We start from the raw sequence: 17,562 nt of genomic DNA, 5'->3' as shown, positions 1-17,562 counted from the left end.
AAGATATTTCTTAAGTTTTAATAAAAAATTTTAGGAGGTTTGAAAAATGTATAATTTTGTTTACAATATACCAACAAAAATTTATTTTGGAGGAAATCAAATTTCTAATCTTGGAAAAGAATTAAAAAAATTTGGAAATAAAGTACTTCTTTGTTATGGTGGAGGAAGCATAAAAAAAATAGGACTTTATGATGAAGTAGTAGAAGAAATAAAAAAAGCTGGATTAGAATTATTTGAATTAAATGGAATAGAACCAAATCCACGTGTTACATCTGTAAAAGCAGGAGCTGAAATATGTAAAAAAGAAAAAATAGATGTGCTTTTAGCTGTTGGTGGTGGAAGTGTTATTGACTGTACAAAAGCTATTGGAGCAGCAACTTTCTATGAGGGAGACCCTTGGGATTTAATAATTGGAAAAGTAAAAATCGAAAAAGCTTTACCTCTTGTATCTATCCTTACTCTTTCAGCAACAGGTTCTGAAATGGATATTTTTGCAGTAATTAGTAATATGGATAGTAACGATAAAGTTGGTTTTGCTTCAAAAGAAGTTTTACCAAAAGTTTCTTTCCTTGACCCTAAAAATACATTTACAGTTTCACCTTATCAAACAGCTTGTGGTTCTGTAGATATTCTTTCTCATATTATTGAAACATATTTCAATAGAGAAGGAAGTATGTATATGCTAGATACTTTTATGGAAGGAATGATGAAAACAGTTATAAAATATGCTCCTATTGCTATGAAAAATCCTGAAAATGAAGAAGCTAGAGCAAATTTGATGTGGACATCTTCTTGGGCAATTAATGGTTTTATAAGTTCTTGTCAAACTTGTACTTGGACTTGTCATCCAATAGAACATCAACTTTCAGCATATTATGATATAACTCATGGACTTGGTTTAGGAATCCTTACTCCTCGTTGGATGAAATATGTTTTAGATGAAACTAATGTAGACCGTTTTTATAACTTTGGTGTAAATGTATTTGGAATTGATAAAAACTTAGAGCCTATGGAAGTTGCAAATAAAAGTATTGAGATGTTAGAAAAATTCCTATTTGAAGAGTTAGGACTAAAAAAACATCTTAGCGATTTAGGAATTGATAAAACTCATTTTGAAATAATGGCTAAAAAAGCTTGTAATGATGGAATATTAAATGGATTTAAACCTCTTAACCAAAAAGATATAGAAAATATCTATGAAATGTGTTTATAAAAATTAAATAAATAATAATTGACCAATAATTTTCAAAAAAGTTATTGGTCATTTTTTATTCTAATAAAATAAAAAATATTTTTTAATTTATTCTATCGAAAATCTAAAAAAACATTTATAAAGTTTGAAATAGATAGAAAAGTATGCTATAATTTATTGTATAAAAAAAATTCTGTACGAGGTAAATTTATGACCAAATTTTTTAAAAAAATTCTAGATAAATTTGTTTATAATTATTACTTTATATGTTATTTTTTTGAAGAAAAAATATTAAAAGACCAAAAAGCTTTTAATAGATTTGCTAAAAAACTTTTAATTTATAACAATAAAAGAGTATTAAAAAATATAAAAAATACTATACCCAAAAAAATATCTATTTTATTACCTCATTGTATTCAAGATTATGATTGTAGTTTCAAACTAACTTCTAATGTAGAAAATTGTAAAAAATGTGGAAAATGTAAAATAGCTGATTTATTAAATCTCAAATCAAGGTATAACATTGATATTAAAGTAGCTACTGGTGGAACTTTAGCAAGACTTTATCTAAAAAAAGAAAGACCAGATTTTATAATTGCTGTTGCTTGTAAAAGAGATTTAGTTACTGGCATATTTGATATGTATCCTATGAATGTTTATGGAATTTTTAATATAATAAAAGATTCTCCTTGTATAAATACTGATGTTAATATGTTGGAGATAGAAAAAATACTAGATATTGTTGTAAATAAAGGGGAGTGATACTTTTGAAAAAAACGATTGAAAAAATGATGGTTTTTTCTATAATGTTAAGTAGTCTTGCCTATGGTGGAATGAAAGAAGATGTTGTATTTTTAAATGAATTATATAATCAGGGTAAATATGAAATGGCTGTACAACAATCTAAAAAATTCTTAACTACTTATCCTGAATCAAAATATAATAAAAATCTTTGTAAAAGAATAGCTTTAATAAGTTATTTAAGTAATAACTTTCAAGATTCTAAATTATATTTTCAAAAATATTTGACAGAATATAAAGTAAAAAAAGATGAAAAAGCTGAAGCTTATTCATATCTTTATAGAATAGCAATTCTAGAAAAAAATATGGAAAAAGCTAATGAATATAGAAATTTAGTTAGTGAAAATAAAAAAATCTATGAAGAAATGAACTATGATAGTGGAATTATTCTATTAAATGATGGTAGAAATAAAGAAGCCATTGAACACTTTAATAGAGCTATGGCCCTTAAGGGAAATAACTCTTCAAAAGCATTACTTTATAAATCTTTAGCACTTTTAAATTTAGGAGACTATCAAAACTCTTTAAATGCTATAAATGTTTATAATAATTTAGATGAAAAAAATAAAGATATGGCTTTAGTAACTTATCTTTATGGAGTGTTAAATTACAAATTAAATGATATAAACAAAGCTATTGCATACTTAGAATCAGGATTAAAAAATTTTCCAAATGATTCTTACACACAAAAGGGAAAATTAGTCCTTATTGAGATTTATTTAAATAGAAGTGAATCTAATAAAGCTTTAAAACTTTATTCAGAATTAAGTGATACAGATGATATTACAAGAGCTTCTAAGATTTTTGGTAACTATTTTGTAACTAAAAGTGAGTATAGAAGAGCTATTGATTTTTTTGATAAAATTCCAAATAAAGATGTAAATGCTCAATATGCCTATGCTTACTCATATTTTAAGGAAAATAATTTTCAAAGAGCCTTAAAAGAATTTGAAAAAATTAAAGCACCAGAATATATGATTGATGTAAGATACTATGAGATTTTATCTTACTATAATCTAAAAAATTATAAAAAAATTAAAGAATTTCAAAAGGATTTGGATAATTATCTAACTGATAGTAAAAAATATAATGATGTTAGAATAGTTTTAGCTAATTCCATGTATGAACTTGAAGATTATAAAAAATCTTATGAATATTATATGGAGATTTATAAAGATTATCCTACTTTAGAAAATCTTTATAGAACTATGGTAATAGCTAGAAAAATAGAGGATGAGAATATAATTGATAAATTATTAAAAGAATATAAAGATAAGTTCTCAGATGATAAACAATACAAAAAAGAAGTTTATATTTTAGTTGGAGATTTATATTATAAAAAAGATAAATATCTAAAAGCTGAAAATCTGTATAAAGAGTATTTAAAAACTACTCAGGACATAGAGATATCCAATAAATTAGTGGATTTATTAGTAAATGAAAAAAAATATTCAGATGTTATAAAAACTTTAAACACTATGGAAGTTACAGATGAAAACCAATATCTAAAAGGTATAGCTTATATGGGAATAGGTAACTATTCAAAAGCAGCTGGATTTTTTGGTGGACTTGAAAAAAGTCAAAACTTAGATAAGGAATTATTAAATAAAGTAAAATATTCTACTATAAAAAATCAATTTTTATGGGAGAAATATGATGAAGTTATCACTTTAGGAAAAGTTTATATAGAAAATTCTAATGGTTATAAAGTAGATGATATAATTGATATTTTAGGAATAACTTATTATAGAAAAGAGGATTTTAAAACAGCTAGAGATTATTTTACTCAATTATTAAAATATAAAGAACGTTTCTCTTATGCAAAATATCAAATAGCTGATACTTATTATGCTGAAAAAGATTATGCTAAAGCTTTAGAATTGTTTAAAGAAATTTCTAACAATAAAATTTATAAATTAGAATACAGAGAAAGTTCTAATTATTGGGCACTTAGATGTTATATTAATTTAGATGATAAAAAAACTTTCTTAGATGAAAGTCAAAAATTTATGAATATTTATAAAAATTCAACTTATAATAAAAACCTTATGATAATGAGAGGAAAAATCTTAGTAGAGGAAGGAAATTTAAAAACTGCCTTACAAGAATATCAAAGATTATATCTAAAACTTTCATCTAAAAATGATAAGGTTGAAAGAGATTTAACAGTAGAAAAAATTATAGATATTTTATTCTTAGACAACAACAAAGTTGAAGCAAAAACTTGGATTGACAAATTAGAGGATAAATATAAAAAAGCTTATTATAGCTCTATTTATTATAGAGATATGGATATGATAGAAGAAGCTAGAAAAGTTGAACCAATATTATTAGAATCTAGTACTTATAAAGATTATGGATTAAAAGTTTTAGCTGATGACGAATTTTCAAATAATCAGTATAAAGAAGCTTTAAAACATTATGAAGAAATCTATAATTTAGAAGTAAGTTCATACAAAGATTATGCCCTATATATGATGGGAGATATTTATGCAATAGAAAAAAATATTGAAGAAGCTACAGTTACTTTAACAAAAGTATTTTTAGTTTATCCACAAAGTAAATATGTAATTCCTGCTCAAATAAAACTAGCTGAAGTTTATGAGATTTCTGGAGATATAGATAAAGCTATGAAAGCTTATGAAGAACTTAGTGGAAATTCTAAAGCACAAGAATATTCGGAATTTATTTTAGAAAAATTACTATATCTAAATCTACAAAAAGAAAATATTGAAGCTGTATTAAAATATTATGAGGACTTGAAATCTATAAATAAAGATAGTGCTTCAAAATATCAAGATATAGTAGAAAAAATAAAGGAAGCTATGGAAAATGAAAAATCTGTAGAAACTACTGAACAAGTTGTAGAAAATATTGTAGAAGATAAAGTAAAAGAAAATATACAACAAGATTTATTTACAGAAGAAACAGTAAACCCAGAAGAAGATGAAAAATAATAAAACTTGGAGGTCATATAAAATGAAAAAACTAGCAATACTATTAATGTTATCAATGAGTTTAGGAGTATACTCAGCAGAGCAAAAAGCTCCTGTAAACAATGTATCTATTGATAAAGAGGTTACAGGAATAAATAGAGATACTTTGGAATTAAGAGATATAAAAGAAGAAAAGTTAGAATTAGAACAAGAGAAAGTGGATGCTACAAGATTGAATGTATCTACTAAAGAATTAAAAGAAGAAAATGAAGATACTTTACTTAGAGAAAATGAAAAATTAAAACAAGAAATTAGTCAAGATGTTGAAAAAGAATCTTCACCATTAAAATATATACTTGGTATCTTAGCAGTAATAGGAATAGCAGTAGCTTTATAATAATTTAGGAGGAGAATAATGTACTGGATTGAAAAAGGTGGAATATTGATGTACTTTATAGCAGGTATGTCTATTCTAGGAACTACAGTTGTAATTGAAAGATTTTTTTATTTTATTTCTTCAGAAAGAAGAAGATTTGATGATATAAGAAATGAATTTCAAAAATATTTAGAAAAAAATGATGTAAAAGGTGCTATAGCTTTTTTAGGAAAATCTAAATCAGCTTCTGGAAGAGTTGTAAAGGAGATTTTAAATCTTTGGTCTAAAACAAAAACAACTAATTTAACTACTCTTGAAGAAAAAGCTAGAGAAACAGCTCTAAGTGAAATTTCTTCATTAGAAAAAAATATGTGGGTATTATCAATGGTAGCTCATGTTACACCTCTTTTAGGACTTTTAGGAACTGTTACAGGAATGATAAAGGCTTTCCAAGCTGTAGCTATTCATGGAACAGGAGATGCTGCTGTACTAGCTGAAGGAATATCAGAAGCTTTATTTACTACTGCTGGTGGATTATTTGTAGCTATTCCAGCTATGATAATTTATAACTATTATAATAAAAAAATAGATAATATTATAAGTGATATAGAAAAAGGAAGTACAGAGGTAATAAATTATTTTAGGAGATAGGTTATGAAAATAGAAAGATACAGAAGAAGAAATAATAAAAATATTATTCTTGAAATGACTCCTCTTATAGATGTTGTTTTCCTTTTACTAATATTTTTCCTAGTAGCTACAACTTTTGAAGATGTTGATACAGGAATAAAAATAGATTTACCTCAATCTACAATAAGAGAAATTAAAACTGTAAAAGAAGTACAACTTAGTCTTACAAATACAAAAGAGATATTCTTAAAATATCAAGAAGGAAACGAAACTAAAAAAATACTTGTTAACAAGGCAAATTTACAGAGAAAGTTAGCACAAGTATTGAGTAATTCAGATAATAAAGCTGTAGTAATAAGTGGAGATAAAACTCTTGATTATGGATATATTGTAGAAATAATGACTCTTTCTAAAGAAGCAGGAGCAGAACAATTAGATATAGATACTATATTTGAAAAATAGGAGTTGAGATTATGGGAATTAAAAAAAATGATTTCTTTTCTTTTATAATAGCCTCAGCTCTTAATATAGGACTTCTATTTTTAATCCCTCATTTTACAACAGAAGATGTTGGAGACAAAAAAATAAAAGTGGGATTGGTAGCTTTAGAAAAGGAAAAAAATTTTTCTAAAGAAAATAATAAAGATTTACCTAATAAAAAGAAATCTGAAAAAAAACAAACTCTAAATACTACTACAGAAAATGTAATAGAAAATAATGAAGAGGTTAAAAAAGAAAAAAGTTTAAACTTAGTTGAATTATCTAAAGGAATTCAAGCTCCTTCTTTTGAAATTATTTCCTCTAAAAAAAATAAAAATATCAAAAGAAATAGTCAATTAGAAAATGTGGCAATGGCTTATAAAAAAGAGATGAAATATGAAAGAGAAGAGAGTGTTGGACTAGAAAAAGAAAAGTCTGTTTTTAGTGATGCAAAAATTATTGATAAAATAATTTCTGACTCACAAGATGAAAATTTAACAATAAATTCTGATAAAGATATGACTTTTGAAAATATAAAGGTTGATAAAGGAAAAGTCGAGGGACTTCCTAGTGGTTACAAATTAGGATTAGAAGATGGAGATGTAATTGCTAGATGGGATTCTTCTAACAGAGAACCAGAATATCCTGAAAAAGCTGAACTTCGTGGATTACAAGGAACAGTAAAAGTAAGATTAGAAGTAAATGAAAGAGGAGAAGTTCTAAGTCTTACTATAATAAAAGGAAGTGGAGTTCCTGAAATTAATAAAGCCATTGAAAATATAGGTCGTACTTGGAAGATTTATTTGAGTAAACATGGTTTAAGAATAAAAGGAAGGGTTATACTAGATTATACATTTAAATTAAAAGGTGTTTAAGAATTCTATAATTAAAGGAGATGTATATGAACATATTAGGATTTAGAATCGAGGTTGAGCTTAAGGAAAGGTTAGAAAATAATATTGATAACGAAATGAAAACAGTAGAAAATGTTGCTGAATTTATAGAAGCTCTAAAAGAAAGAAGATATGAATGTGTCTTAGTAGAAGAAGCACAACTTCCAGCTGACACTCTTATCAATATCATAAAAAAAATAGAAGAATTTCAAAAAAAAGCTGTTATAATTGTTCTTGGACAAAGTTCTAATCTAAAAGTTGTAGCTGGAAGTATAAAAGCTGGAGCTTATGATTATATTTTAAAACCACTAGAAATAGATGAAATTATAAAAATTGTGGAAAAATCTGTAAAAGACCATAAATTAATGGCTGAAAGAGTTGATAAAAATAAAAATACTGGTGAAAGATTAATAGGACAAACTAAAGAAATTGTTGAAGTTTATAAAAAAATAGGAAAAGTTGCTATAAGTAGAGTTCCTGTACTAATCGTTGGAGAAAAAGGAACAGGAAAGAAAAGTGTTGCAACTTCTATTCATCAATTTAGTGATGCTTGTAAAAAACCGTTTATCAGTATTAACTGTACTTCATTCCAAAACTCTTTATTAGAAAGAAGATTATTTGGATATGAAAAAGGAGCTTTTGAAGGAGCTATATTTTCACAAGCTGGAGATTTAGAAAAAGCTAATGGTGGAACTCTTCATCTTGGAAATATAGAATTTTTGAATCTTGATATTCAATCAAAATTACTTTATCTATTACAAGAAAAAGAATTCTTTAGAATGGGTGGAGCTGACCCTATCAAAACAGATATTAGAGTTATTGCCACTACAAGTGCAAATTTAGAAGAAGCTATCTTAAATGGAACTTTTATCGAAGAACTTTATCATAAATTAAAAGTTTTAGAAATAAATATTCCACCTTTAAGAGAGAGAAAAGATGATATACCTTTTATTATTGATAAATATTTGGTAGAATGTAATGCTGAACTTAATAAGGCTGTAAAAGGTGTTAGTAAGCCAGCTATCAAAAAAATAATGAGATATGACTGGCCAGGAAATGTAACAGAATTAAAAAATGCTATTAAATCAGCTGTGGCTCTATGTAGAGGAAATTCAATTTTAGTTGAAGATTTGCCAAGTAATGTTTTAGGAAATAGACCTGTAAAAAGAAAAGGAGATATTCAAGATTGGATATTAGCCGATTGGATAGAGGGAGAAATTTCAGCCTTTCAAGCTAGTGGAAAAGGAGCTTATTATTCAAATATAATTTCTAAAGTAGAAAAAGAATTAATAAGACAAGTTTTAGAAATCACTAGTGGAAAAAGAGTTGAAACTGCTGAAATTTTAGGAATAACAAGAAATACTTTAAGGACAAAAATGAGTAATTATGAATTAGAATAGATTTATCACTAGGAGAAAATCATGCATGTAACACTATATAGAAAATATAGACCAAAAACTTTTGAAGAAGTAGCTGGTGAATCAGATATTATAAAAACTCTCAAAAATTCTTTGGATAATAATAAATTATCTCATGCCTATCTATTTAGTGGTCCAAGAGGAGTTGGGAAAACTACTTCAGCTAGACTTATAGCCAAAGGGGTAAACTGCTTAAACAATGGAATTAGTAGTACACCTTGTAACCATTGTGAAAACTGTCAAGAGATAGATAAAGGTAGTTTTATTGATTTGGTAGAAATTGATGCTGCTTCCAATAGAGGTATTGATGAAATCAGAGAGTTAAAAGACAAAATTAATTATAGACCTTCAAAAGGTAGAAAAAAAATATATATAATAGACGAAGTTCATATGCTTACAAAAGAAGCATTTAATGCTTTGTTAAAAACTTTAGAAGAACCACCTGAACATGTAATTTTTATACTTGCTACAACAGAGCCAGATAAAATATTACCAACTATTATTTCAAGATGTCAAAGATATGATTTTAAAACTCTTAGCTACAAAGAGGTCAGTGAAAAATTATCAGATATTTGTGAAAAAGAAAATATAAAAATTGATAATGGTAGTTTAGAATTAATTTATGAATCTTCTGGTGGAAGTATGAGAGATAGTATTTCTATTTTAGAAAGGGTTATAATTGCTAATTTAAACCAAGATATTATAGAAAGTAAAACAAGTGAAATATTAGGTGTAACTTCTAAGGAGACATTAAGAGAATTTTATGATATAATAAAAAGTAAATCTTTAAAAAGAGGAGTAGAATTTTTAGAAAAATTATGGATAGATTCTATAGATATTGAAAAATATTTTAAAGATTTTGCAAAATATATCAAAGATGAAGTCATATGTGAAAGAATTTCTGTAGAAGAGGGCTTAAAAATTATAGGTGGGGTCTATGATAGTCTTAATAAGTTTAAGTATGAAGAAGACAAAAGGCTTTTAGGTCATGTTGTACTTAATAATATAATAAAAATCTCTGAAAAACCTAAAGAAACTGAAATTATCTATAAAGAGGTTATTGTTTCCCCTAAAGAAAATAATATTGAAATTTCTAAAACTGAAAAGGAAAGAATAATTTCTATTGATGAAGTAAAAAATAAATGGAATGATATATTAAAGGCAGCTAAAGATGAAAAGCCAACTTATAAAGCTTTCTTAGCTGATGCTTTTCCTCTTAAGATAGAAGATAATATTCTTTATATAGCTTTTAGAGAAAATGAATTTTCTAAGGAATCAATGGAAAGTGATTATTATAATTTACCATTCCAAGAAATTGTACAACAGATTACAAAATCAAAATTAAAAACTGCCTATGTATTTAAAAAAGAGGTAAAAGAAAAATCAAAAGATAATATGACTAAAAATATTGTATCATATTTAGAGGGGTTAAATTAATGGAATTAAAAAATAACAGACTTGACTTAAATTTTATGAGTATATTAAAAACAACAATAGTATCTTTTTTAGTATACAATATCGCTTCTATTTTTCCGTTAATAAGTTTTGTATTTCCAGTCTATAAAATAAAAACAAACAGAACTATGAATTCTAAAGAAATATTTATTACTAACATTACTACTCTGCTTCTTATAAGTATCTTAAGTAGATTTAGTATGATGTTATATGTATCTGTGTTTTTAGTCATAGAGGCTTTTTATTATGGATTTGAAATTTCTAAAATAAAAGTTAAAATATACGATAGAATAATTTTAACATCTTTAGTTTCAACAGGATTTATCTTATTCTTTTTAGGATATGCTGGAGAAGCTATTGAACTTTTAAAGAAAACTGTAAGTGATATTTATGTAAACCAATATGGATTTAGTCAAAGAGATTTAAGTATAATTTTAAGATACTTAAGTGAATATAAAATTTTCTTAGTCTTTATGTATTCTGGAGTGGTAGTTTATTTAACTTATTTATCACTTATGAGAAATACATATAAAGATTGGAAAATTTCATATGAGTGGATAATTATTTATATAATAGCATTTTTTACACAAAGATATTCACCATATGGAAAAATATTAGCTATGAATGTGATAGAAATTTTAAAAATTTCATATACACTTTATGGAATAAAACTTATATATACTTTAATAAATAGTAAGCTAAAAATAAATATCTTAAGTCAAGCAATATCTTTTATATTAGGATTTTATTTTTCAGGAATTACTTTTATATTAGGAGCATTAGAGTGCTTTGATTTTTTGAAAATACATATAATAAAAATTAACAACGGAGGGAAAAAATAATGGCAAAAATACAAGTTATTTTAACACAGGATGTAGCAGGACAAGGAAGAAAAGGAGATTTAATATCTGTTTCTGATGGGTATGCTAAAAACTTTATATTAAAAAACAATAAAGGAATTATAGCTACTCCAGAAGAATTAAAAAGAATAGAAAATCAAAAGAAAAAAGATGAAAAAAGAAATGAAGAAGAAAAACAAAAATCAATAGCTTTAAAAGAAAGATTAGAAAAAGAAAAATTAGTTATTGAAGTAAAAGTTGGAGAAAATGGAAAATTATTTGGAGCTATCACTAATAAAGAGGTTTCTTCTGAATTAGAGAAAGCATTTGGAATAAAAATTGATAGAAAGAAAATTGAATGCAGTATAAAAGCTTTAGGAGAACATAAAGTAACAGTTAAATTACATCCAGAGGTAAAAGCTGAAATCACAGTAGTAACAAAAGGATAATTATGGAAGAAAAGTTAGAAAAATTTAAGACAGTGCCAAGTAGTATGGAAGCTGAAAAAGCTGTTCTAGGAGGAGTATTTTTAAAACCAGAAGCTTTTGGAGAAATTATTGGAATAATAGGAAGAGATGATTTTTATAAAGTAGCTCATAAATATATTTTTGAAGCTATGACATCTTGTTATAGCAATCAAGAAAATATTGACCCTGTCTTAGTATCTGAAAAATTAAAAAAAATGAGTAAATTTGAAGAAGCTGGTGGAGAGGAAACACTTATGGATATCATAAGAGATGTTCCAACAGCAGCTAATCTTATGTCCTATGCTAAAATTGTAAAAGAAAAAGCTTTGCTTAGAAGTCTTGGAGCAGCAGGAACAAAAATTGTTGAAATGGCCTATGAAGGTTATGAAGATGCTGATGTAATTCTTGATAAAGCAGAGGGACTTATTTTTAAAATTGCTGAAAATAAAGATTCAAAAGAAATTATAAATATAAGAGAAGCTATAACAGAAGAGTTAAAAAGATTAGAGGTTATAGTTAGAAATAAAGGAGTTACTACTGGAATTTCATCTGGCTTTTCTGTATTTGATGAAAAGACAAGTGGATTTCATCCTTCTGATTTAGTTGTATTAGCAGCTAGACCAGCCATGGGAAAAACAGCCTTTGCCTTAAATATAGCTCTTAATATGGCCACTCGTTCAGAAAAAGGAGTTTTATTATTCAGTCTTGAAATGTCTAGTGCTCAACTTTTACAAAGACTTTTGTCTATTCAATCTGGAATTGGATTACAAAAAATTAGAAATGGTTTTTTAACAGATGATGAATGGGGAAAAATTGGTGTAGCTTGTGGGCAACTTTCAGAAGCTAAAATTCATATAGCTGATACTCCAAGTGTAAATGTTTTGGAAATAAGGTCAATAGCTAGAAAATTAAAAGCTATGGGTAGACTTGATGCAATAATAATTGACTATTTACAACTTATAAAAGGTTCTGGAAAAGGAGATAACAGACAACAAGAAATTTCTGATATTTCAAGGTCATTAAAAGGAATTGCTAGAGAATTAGATGTTCCAATCATAGCTTTATCACAACTTTCCAGAGCTCCAGAACAAAGGTCTGATAGAAGACCTATGCTTTCTGATTTAAGAGAATCAGGAGCAATAGAGCAAGATGCTGATATGGTTATTTTCCTTTATAGAGATGATTATTATAACGAAAATACAGATGAAAAAGGAATAACAGAAGTAATCATAGGTAAGCAAAGAAATGGACCTGTAGGAACTGTTAAACTTAGATTCTTCCACGAAATAACTAAGTTTGGAGATTATACTACAAAGATAGATTAATTTAAAAATTAATTGATATATAAAGAAAGAGGAGATGTAATGAAAAAAGTTGAATTATTGGCTCCAGCAGGAAATATTGAAAAAATGGAAATGGCTTTCCATTATGGAGCTGACGCAGTATTTTTAGGAGGAAAAGCTTTTAACTTAAGAGCTGGAAGTAATAACTTTTCTGATGAAGAGCTTACAAAAACTGTTGAGTATGCCCACTCTTTAGGAAAAAAAGTTTATGTTACTTTAAATGTAATTCCACACAATGAAGAATTAGAAGATTTACCAGAATATGTAAAATTCTTAGAAAGTATAAATGTTGATGGAGTTATTGTTGCTGACTTAGGAGTATTCCAAATTGTAAAACAAAATTCAAACTTATCAATCAGTGTAAGTACACAAGCAAGTAATACAAACTGGGTATCTGTTAAAGCTTGGAGAGATATGGGAGCTAGAAGAGTTGTTCTTGCTAGAGAAATATCTTTAGAAAATATAAAAGAAATTAGAGCCAAAGTTCCTGATATTGAAATTGAAGTATTTATTCATGGAGCTATGTGTATGTCTATTTCTGGAAGATGTTTATTAAGTAACTATATGACAGGGAGAGATGCTAATCGTGGAGATTGTGCTCAATCTTGTAGATGGAGATATTCTGTAGTTGAAGAAAAAAGACCTGGAGAATATATGCCTGTATTTGAAGATGAGCACGGAACATTTATCTTTAGTTCAAAAGATTTATGTACAATAAGAATGATTGATGATATATTAGAAGCTGGTGTAGATTCTTTAAAAATTGAAGGAAGAATGAAAGGAATTTATTATGTAGCTAATGTTGTTAAAACATATAGAGAAGCTATTGATAAATATTATGCTGGAAATTATTCTTTTGAAGAAAAATGGATAAAAGAATTAGAATCAACTTCTCATAGATTATATACAGAGGGATTTTATCATGGAAAACCTGGAGCAGAAGCTCAAAATTACAATGACAGAAATTCTTATAGCCAAACTCATCAATTAGTAGCAAAAGTAATTGATAAAATTGGAGATAACCAATATGTTCTTGCTATAAGAAATAGATTAGAAACAGGGGAAGAATTAGAAGTTGTTACTCCTAAATATGACCCTAGAAAAATTAAACTTCCTGTAATGACTTTAATAGGTAAAAATGGTCATGAAGAGGAAACTACAGTTGCTAATCCAAATTCTACTGTAAGAATTACTCTTGATGAAAATATGGAAGTTTTAGATATGATTAGAAGATATAAAGAGGAAAATTAAAAATCTCTATAAAAATAATATTGATTAAAGGTATTGTAAAATCATACAATACCTTTTTTTATTGCCGACTAATCTATTAAAAATACATTTTTTTCATAAATAATATATTGACAAAAGAAAATTTATAAAATATAATTATTATATAAATACGTATGTACGTACATAAGGAGGAAAAATGTATAATAAATTACCTTTTATTGAAGTTATTGATAATTCTAAAGAATTTTGGTCTGGATATGAAGATATTATTTCTAAAATAAATCAAAAAATAGTATCAAATAACTGTAATATTGTAATTGACTGGTATCATGGGGTAGATGAAAGTGAAGTTATTAATAATTTTATAAATCTTTTACCTGGAAAAAAATATTTTGTTAATCAGTTTAAATTATCTGAAACTGAAATTTTAAATAAGATTGATAGATTTTTAACTGATGATAGAGTATTTGGTTATATGTGTCCTTTTAATCTAATTGATTTTTTCAATAAAAATAAGATAGAGGAATTTAAAAATAGTTTATCTGAAAAAAAAGAGGGAATTAATATTTACTATGGAATTGGAGCTTCCCTATTTGTTGACAATCCAGATATGACAATCTATTTAGATATGGCTAGATGGGAAATTCAACAACGTTTTAGAGATAAATCTTTAGATAACTGGGGAGCAAATAATCATAACGAAGATGTCTTAAAAAAATATAAACGTTCTTTCTTTATTGAATGGAGAATGCTAGATAAACATAAAAGAAAACTTTTTGATAAAATTGATTTTTTAATTGATACTAATATTAAAAATCAACCTAAAATGTTATCTGGAGATGCTTTTAGAGAAGGATTAAATAATGCTACAAAAACTCCATTTAGAGTTGTTCCTTTCTTTGACCCAGGTGTTTGGGGAGGACAATGGATGAAAGAAGTATGTGACCTTGATAGAACTAAAGAAAATTTTGCTTGGTGTTTTGATTGTGTTCCTGAAGAAAACTCTCTTCTATTAAAAGGTGAAAAAGATATAGTAATTGAAATTCCGTCTTTAGACCTTGTTTTATATAGACCAAAAGAACTATTAGGCGAGCAAGTTTATGCTAGATTTGGAGCTGAATTTCCAATAAGATTTGATTTCTTAGACACTATGGATGGACAAAATTTAAGTTTACAAGTTCACCCTGTAACAGAATACATACAAGAAAAATTTGGAATGCATTATACTCAAGATGAAAGTTATTATATGTTAGATGCCAAAGAAGATGCTTGTGTTTATTTAGGTGTGAAAAAAGGAATAAATCCTAAAAAATTTATATCAGCTTTAGAAAAAGCAAATACAGGAAAAGAAATTTTTGATGATAGTAAATATGTAAATAAATTTCCAGCAAAAAAACACGACCATTTCTTAATACCTTCTGGAACTGTTCATTGTTCTGGTAAAAATTCAATGGTATTAGAAATTAGTTCTACTCCATATATTTTTACTTTTAAACTTTGGGATTGGAGTAGAGTAGGGCTTGATGGATTACCTAGACCTATACATATTGAGCATGGAAAAGAAGTTATTCAATATAATAGAGATACAGACTGGGTAAAAGAAAACCTTATAAATAATATTCAAGTATTACATGAAGAAGAGGGAATTATAGAAGAGAGAACAGGACTTCATAAACTTGAATTTATTGAAACTAGAAGACATTGGTTTAGTAAACCTGTTTTACATAAAACAAATGGAAATGTAAATGTTTTAAATCTTGTTGAAGGTGAAGAAGCTATTATAAAAAGTCCTACAAATCAATTTAAACCTTATAAAGTTCATTATGCTGAAACATTTATTATTCCTGGAAATGTAGATGAATATATTATTGAACCTTGTGGAAAATCATTAGGAAAAACAATTGGTACTTTAAAAGCTTATGTAAGATTTTAAATAAAATGTTTTAAGGAGGAAGATTTATGAAAAATAACAAAATTAGTGCATGGGAATTTTTCCAAAGTTTAGGAAAAACATTTATGTTACCAGTGGCTCTACTAGCAGCTATGGGTATTTTATTAGGAATCGGAGCTGGATTTACAGGTCCTACAACTGTTCAATCATTTCCATTTTTAGGAAATAAAATTTTACAACTTACTTTTAATTTTATGATTCAAGTAAGTTTAGTAGTATTCTCATATTTACCATTATTATTTGCTGTAGCTATTCCTTTAGGTCTTGCTAGAGAAAATAAAGAAATCGCTGCTTTTGGAGGAGTTGTTGGTTATATTGCTATGCAACTTGGTATTAACTTCCATCTTTCTTCAAGAGGTTTATTAGATGTTGTGGATACTAAAACAATTCTAGGAATCCAAAGTATTGATACTGGAGTTTTAGGAGGTTTAATTTGTGGTATCATTGTGTTCTTTGTTCATGAAAAATTTAAGGATATAGAACTTTCTGAAGCTTTCTCTTTCTTTGGGGGAACTAGATTTGTTGCTATTGCTTCAGCTGTTATTCTATCATTGGTTGGTTTAGTAGTTCCATTTATTTGGCCTTACTTTGCATCTGGAATAAGTAAAGTTGGATATGTTATTCAAAAATCTGGTAACTTTGGTCCTTTCTTATTTGGAGCTGGAGAAGTTTTATTATTACCATTTGGATTACATCATATCTTAGTCGCTTTAATAAGATTTACTGAAGCTGGAGGTAGTTATATAAACCAAGCTGGAGAACAAATTTTTGGAGCATTAAATATATTTTATAATCAATTTGCTCAAGGACATGAATTTGTAAGTACAGAAGCTACTAAATTCTTATCTCAAGGAAAAATGCCTTCTCTTATATTTGGATTAGCTGGAGTTGCTTTTACTATATATAAAACTTCTTTCTTAGAAAATAGAAAAAAAATAAAAGGTCTTTTAATATCAGCTGTTATTGCTTCTGCTATTGGTGGAATTACAGAACCTATATTATTCTTATTCCTATTTATAGCTCCTATCTTATATCTTTTCCATGCTATAATGTATGGTTTAGGATTTTCTGTTATGGCTATTCTTGGAGTGAAAATAGGAAATACAGATGGAAATCTTATAGATTTCTTTGTTTTTGGAGTACTTCAAGGAACTTGGACTAAATGGTATCTTGTAATTCCTGTTGGTATAGTTTGGTTTTTCGCTTATTATTTCGTATTTAAATGGTATATTGAAAAACACAATATTCAAACTCCAGGTAGAGATTCTTCAGAGGAATCTAAAGAAATATTAGAATCTGGTGAATTAAATAATTATACTGCTAAATTAATGTTAGAAGGTTTAGGAGGAAAAGATAATTTAGTCAATATTGATAACTGTATAACTAGATTGAGACTTACTTTAAATGATGCTACTATAATTGATGTAAATAAAATTAAAAAAGCTGGAGCTATTGATGTTGTTAAATTAAGTAACACAAATATTCAAGTTATAATAGGACCTAAAGTTCAAGTAATGAGAAAACAAATTGAAAAACTTTTATAATTAGGAG

Annotated in this window: 15 protein-coding genes; all 15 read left to right on the top strand. The window is 26.7% G+C overall.

The annotated features are described in order from the left end of the window. Positions 1–46: 46 nt before the first annotated feature. Positions 47–1,213 (top strand): iron-containing alcohol dehydrogenase, encoded by a 1,167-nt coding sequence (locus HF862_RS00365; protein ID WP_170185942.1) that lies wholly within the window; start codon positions 47–49, stop codon positions 1,211–1,213. Positions 1,214–1,402: 189 nt separating this feature from the next. Continuing rightward, on the top strand, positions 1,403–1,954 hold the full coding sequence (locus tag HF862_RS00360; RefSeq protein WP_170185941.1) for a DUF116 domain-containing protein: 552 nt from the start codon (positions 1,403–1,405) through the stop codon (positions 1,952–1,954). A 5-nt stretch (positions 1,955–1,959) separates the two neighbouring features. Further along, entirely contained in the window at positions 1,960–4,950 is a 2,991-nt protein-coding gene (locus HF862_RS00355) for a tetratricopeptide repeat protein (RefSeq protein ID WP_170185940.1), read from the top strand. 22 nt (positions 4,951–4,972) lie between these two features. Further along, positions 4,973–5,326 (top strand): hypothetical protein, encoded by a 354-nt coding sequence (locus HF862_RS00350; protein WP_170185939.1) that lies wholly within the window; start codon positions 4,973–4,975, stop codon positions 5,324–5,326. 18 nt (positions 5,327–5,344) lie between these two features. Next, a complete protein-coding gene (locus HF862_RS00345) occupies positions 5,345–5,956 on the top strand; it encodes a MotA/TolQ/ExbB proton channel family protein (protein ID WP_170185938.1) in 612 nt (203 codons plus the stop codon). Between the two features lie 3 nt (positions 5,957–5,959). Continuing rightward, positions 5,960–6,397 carry a biopolymer transporter ExbD gene (locus HF862_RS00340; protein WP_170185937.1) on the top strand — a complete coding sequence of 146 codons (438 nt, stop codon included), beginning with the start codon at positions 5,960–5,962 and terminating at the stop codon, positions 6,395–6,397. Positions 6,398–6,408: 11 nt separating this feature from the next. Then, a complete protein-coding gene (locus HF862_RS00335; RefSeq protein WP_170185936.1) occupies positions 6,409–7,290 on the top strand; it encodes an energy transducer TonB in 882 nt (293 codons plus the stop codon). A 26-nt stretch (positions 7,291–7,316) separates the two neighbouring features. Beyond that, positions 7,317–8,708 carry a sigma-54 dependent transcriptional regulator gene (locus tag HF862_RS00330; protein WP_170185935.1) on the top strand — a complete coding sequence of 464 codons (1,392 nt, stop codon included), beginning with the start codon at positions 7,317–7,319 and terminating at the stop codon, positions 8,706–8,708. Between the two features lie 21 nt (positions 8,709–8,729). Then, complete coding sequence (gene dnaX / locus HF862_RS00325) at positions 8,730–10,163, top strand: DNA polymerase III subunit gamma/tau (protein ID WP_170185934.1); 1,434 nt, start codon at positions 8,730–8,732, stop codon at positions 10,161–10,163. Then, positions 10,163–11,023: a hypothetical protein gene (locus HF862_RS00320; RefSeq protein ID WP_170185933.1), complete on the top strand. Its 861-nt coding sequence runs from the start codon at positions 10,163–10,165 to the stop codon at positions 11,021–11,023. Before dnaX ends, HF862_RS00320 begins: the two co-directional genes overlap by 1 nt. After that, positions 11,023–11,469: a 50S ribosomal protein L9 gene (gene rplI / locus HF862_RS00315; RefSeq protein ID WP_170185932.1), complete on the top strand. Its 447-nt coding sequence runs from the start codon at positions 11,023–11,025 to the stop codon at positions 11,467–11,469. The genes HF862_RS00320 and rplI overlap by 1 nt, the downstream gene beginning before the upstream one ends. A gap of 2 nt (positions 11,470–11,471) precedes the next feature. Then, the gene (gene dnaB / locus HF862_RS00310) at positions 11,472–12,812 is read left to right on the top strand and encodes a replicative DNA helicase (RefSeq protein ID WP_170185931.1); all 1,341 of its coding nucleotides are present in this window, start codon (positions 11,472–11,474) and stop codon (positions 12,810–12,812) included. A gap of 39 nt (positions 12,813–12,851) precedes the next feature. Further along, positions 12,852–14,081, top strand: a complete 1,230-nt coding sequence (locus HF862_RS00305) for a U32 family peptidase (protein ID WP_170185930.1) — start codon at positions 12,852–12,854, stop codon at positions 14,079–14,081. Between the two features lie 175 nt (positions 14,082–14,256). Beyond that, positions 14,257–15,993, top strand: coding sequence for a class I mannose-6-phosphate isomerase (locus HF862_RS00300; protein ID WP_170185929.1), 1,737 nt, complete (start codon positions 14,257–14,259; stop codon positions 15,991–15,993). Positions 15,994–16,019: 26 nt separating this feature from the next. Continuing rightward, positions 16,020–17,555: a maltose/glucose-specific PTS transporter subunit IIBC gene (gene malX, locus HF862_RS00295; RefSeq protein ID WP_170185928.1), complete on the top strand. Its 1,536-nt coding sequence runs from the start codon at positions 16,020–16,022 to the stop codon at positions 17,553–17,555. Positions 17,556–17,562: the final 7 nt, after the last annotated feature.

Source organism: Fusobacterium sp. FSA-380-WT-3A, assembly GCF_012843705.1.
Lineage (GTDB): Bacteria > Fusobacteriota > Fusobacteriia > Fusobacteriales > Fusobacteriaceae > Fusobacterium_B.
This window is presented reverse-complemented; position numbering and strand designations above follow the sequence as displayed.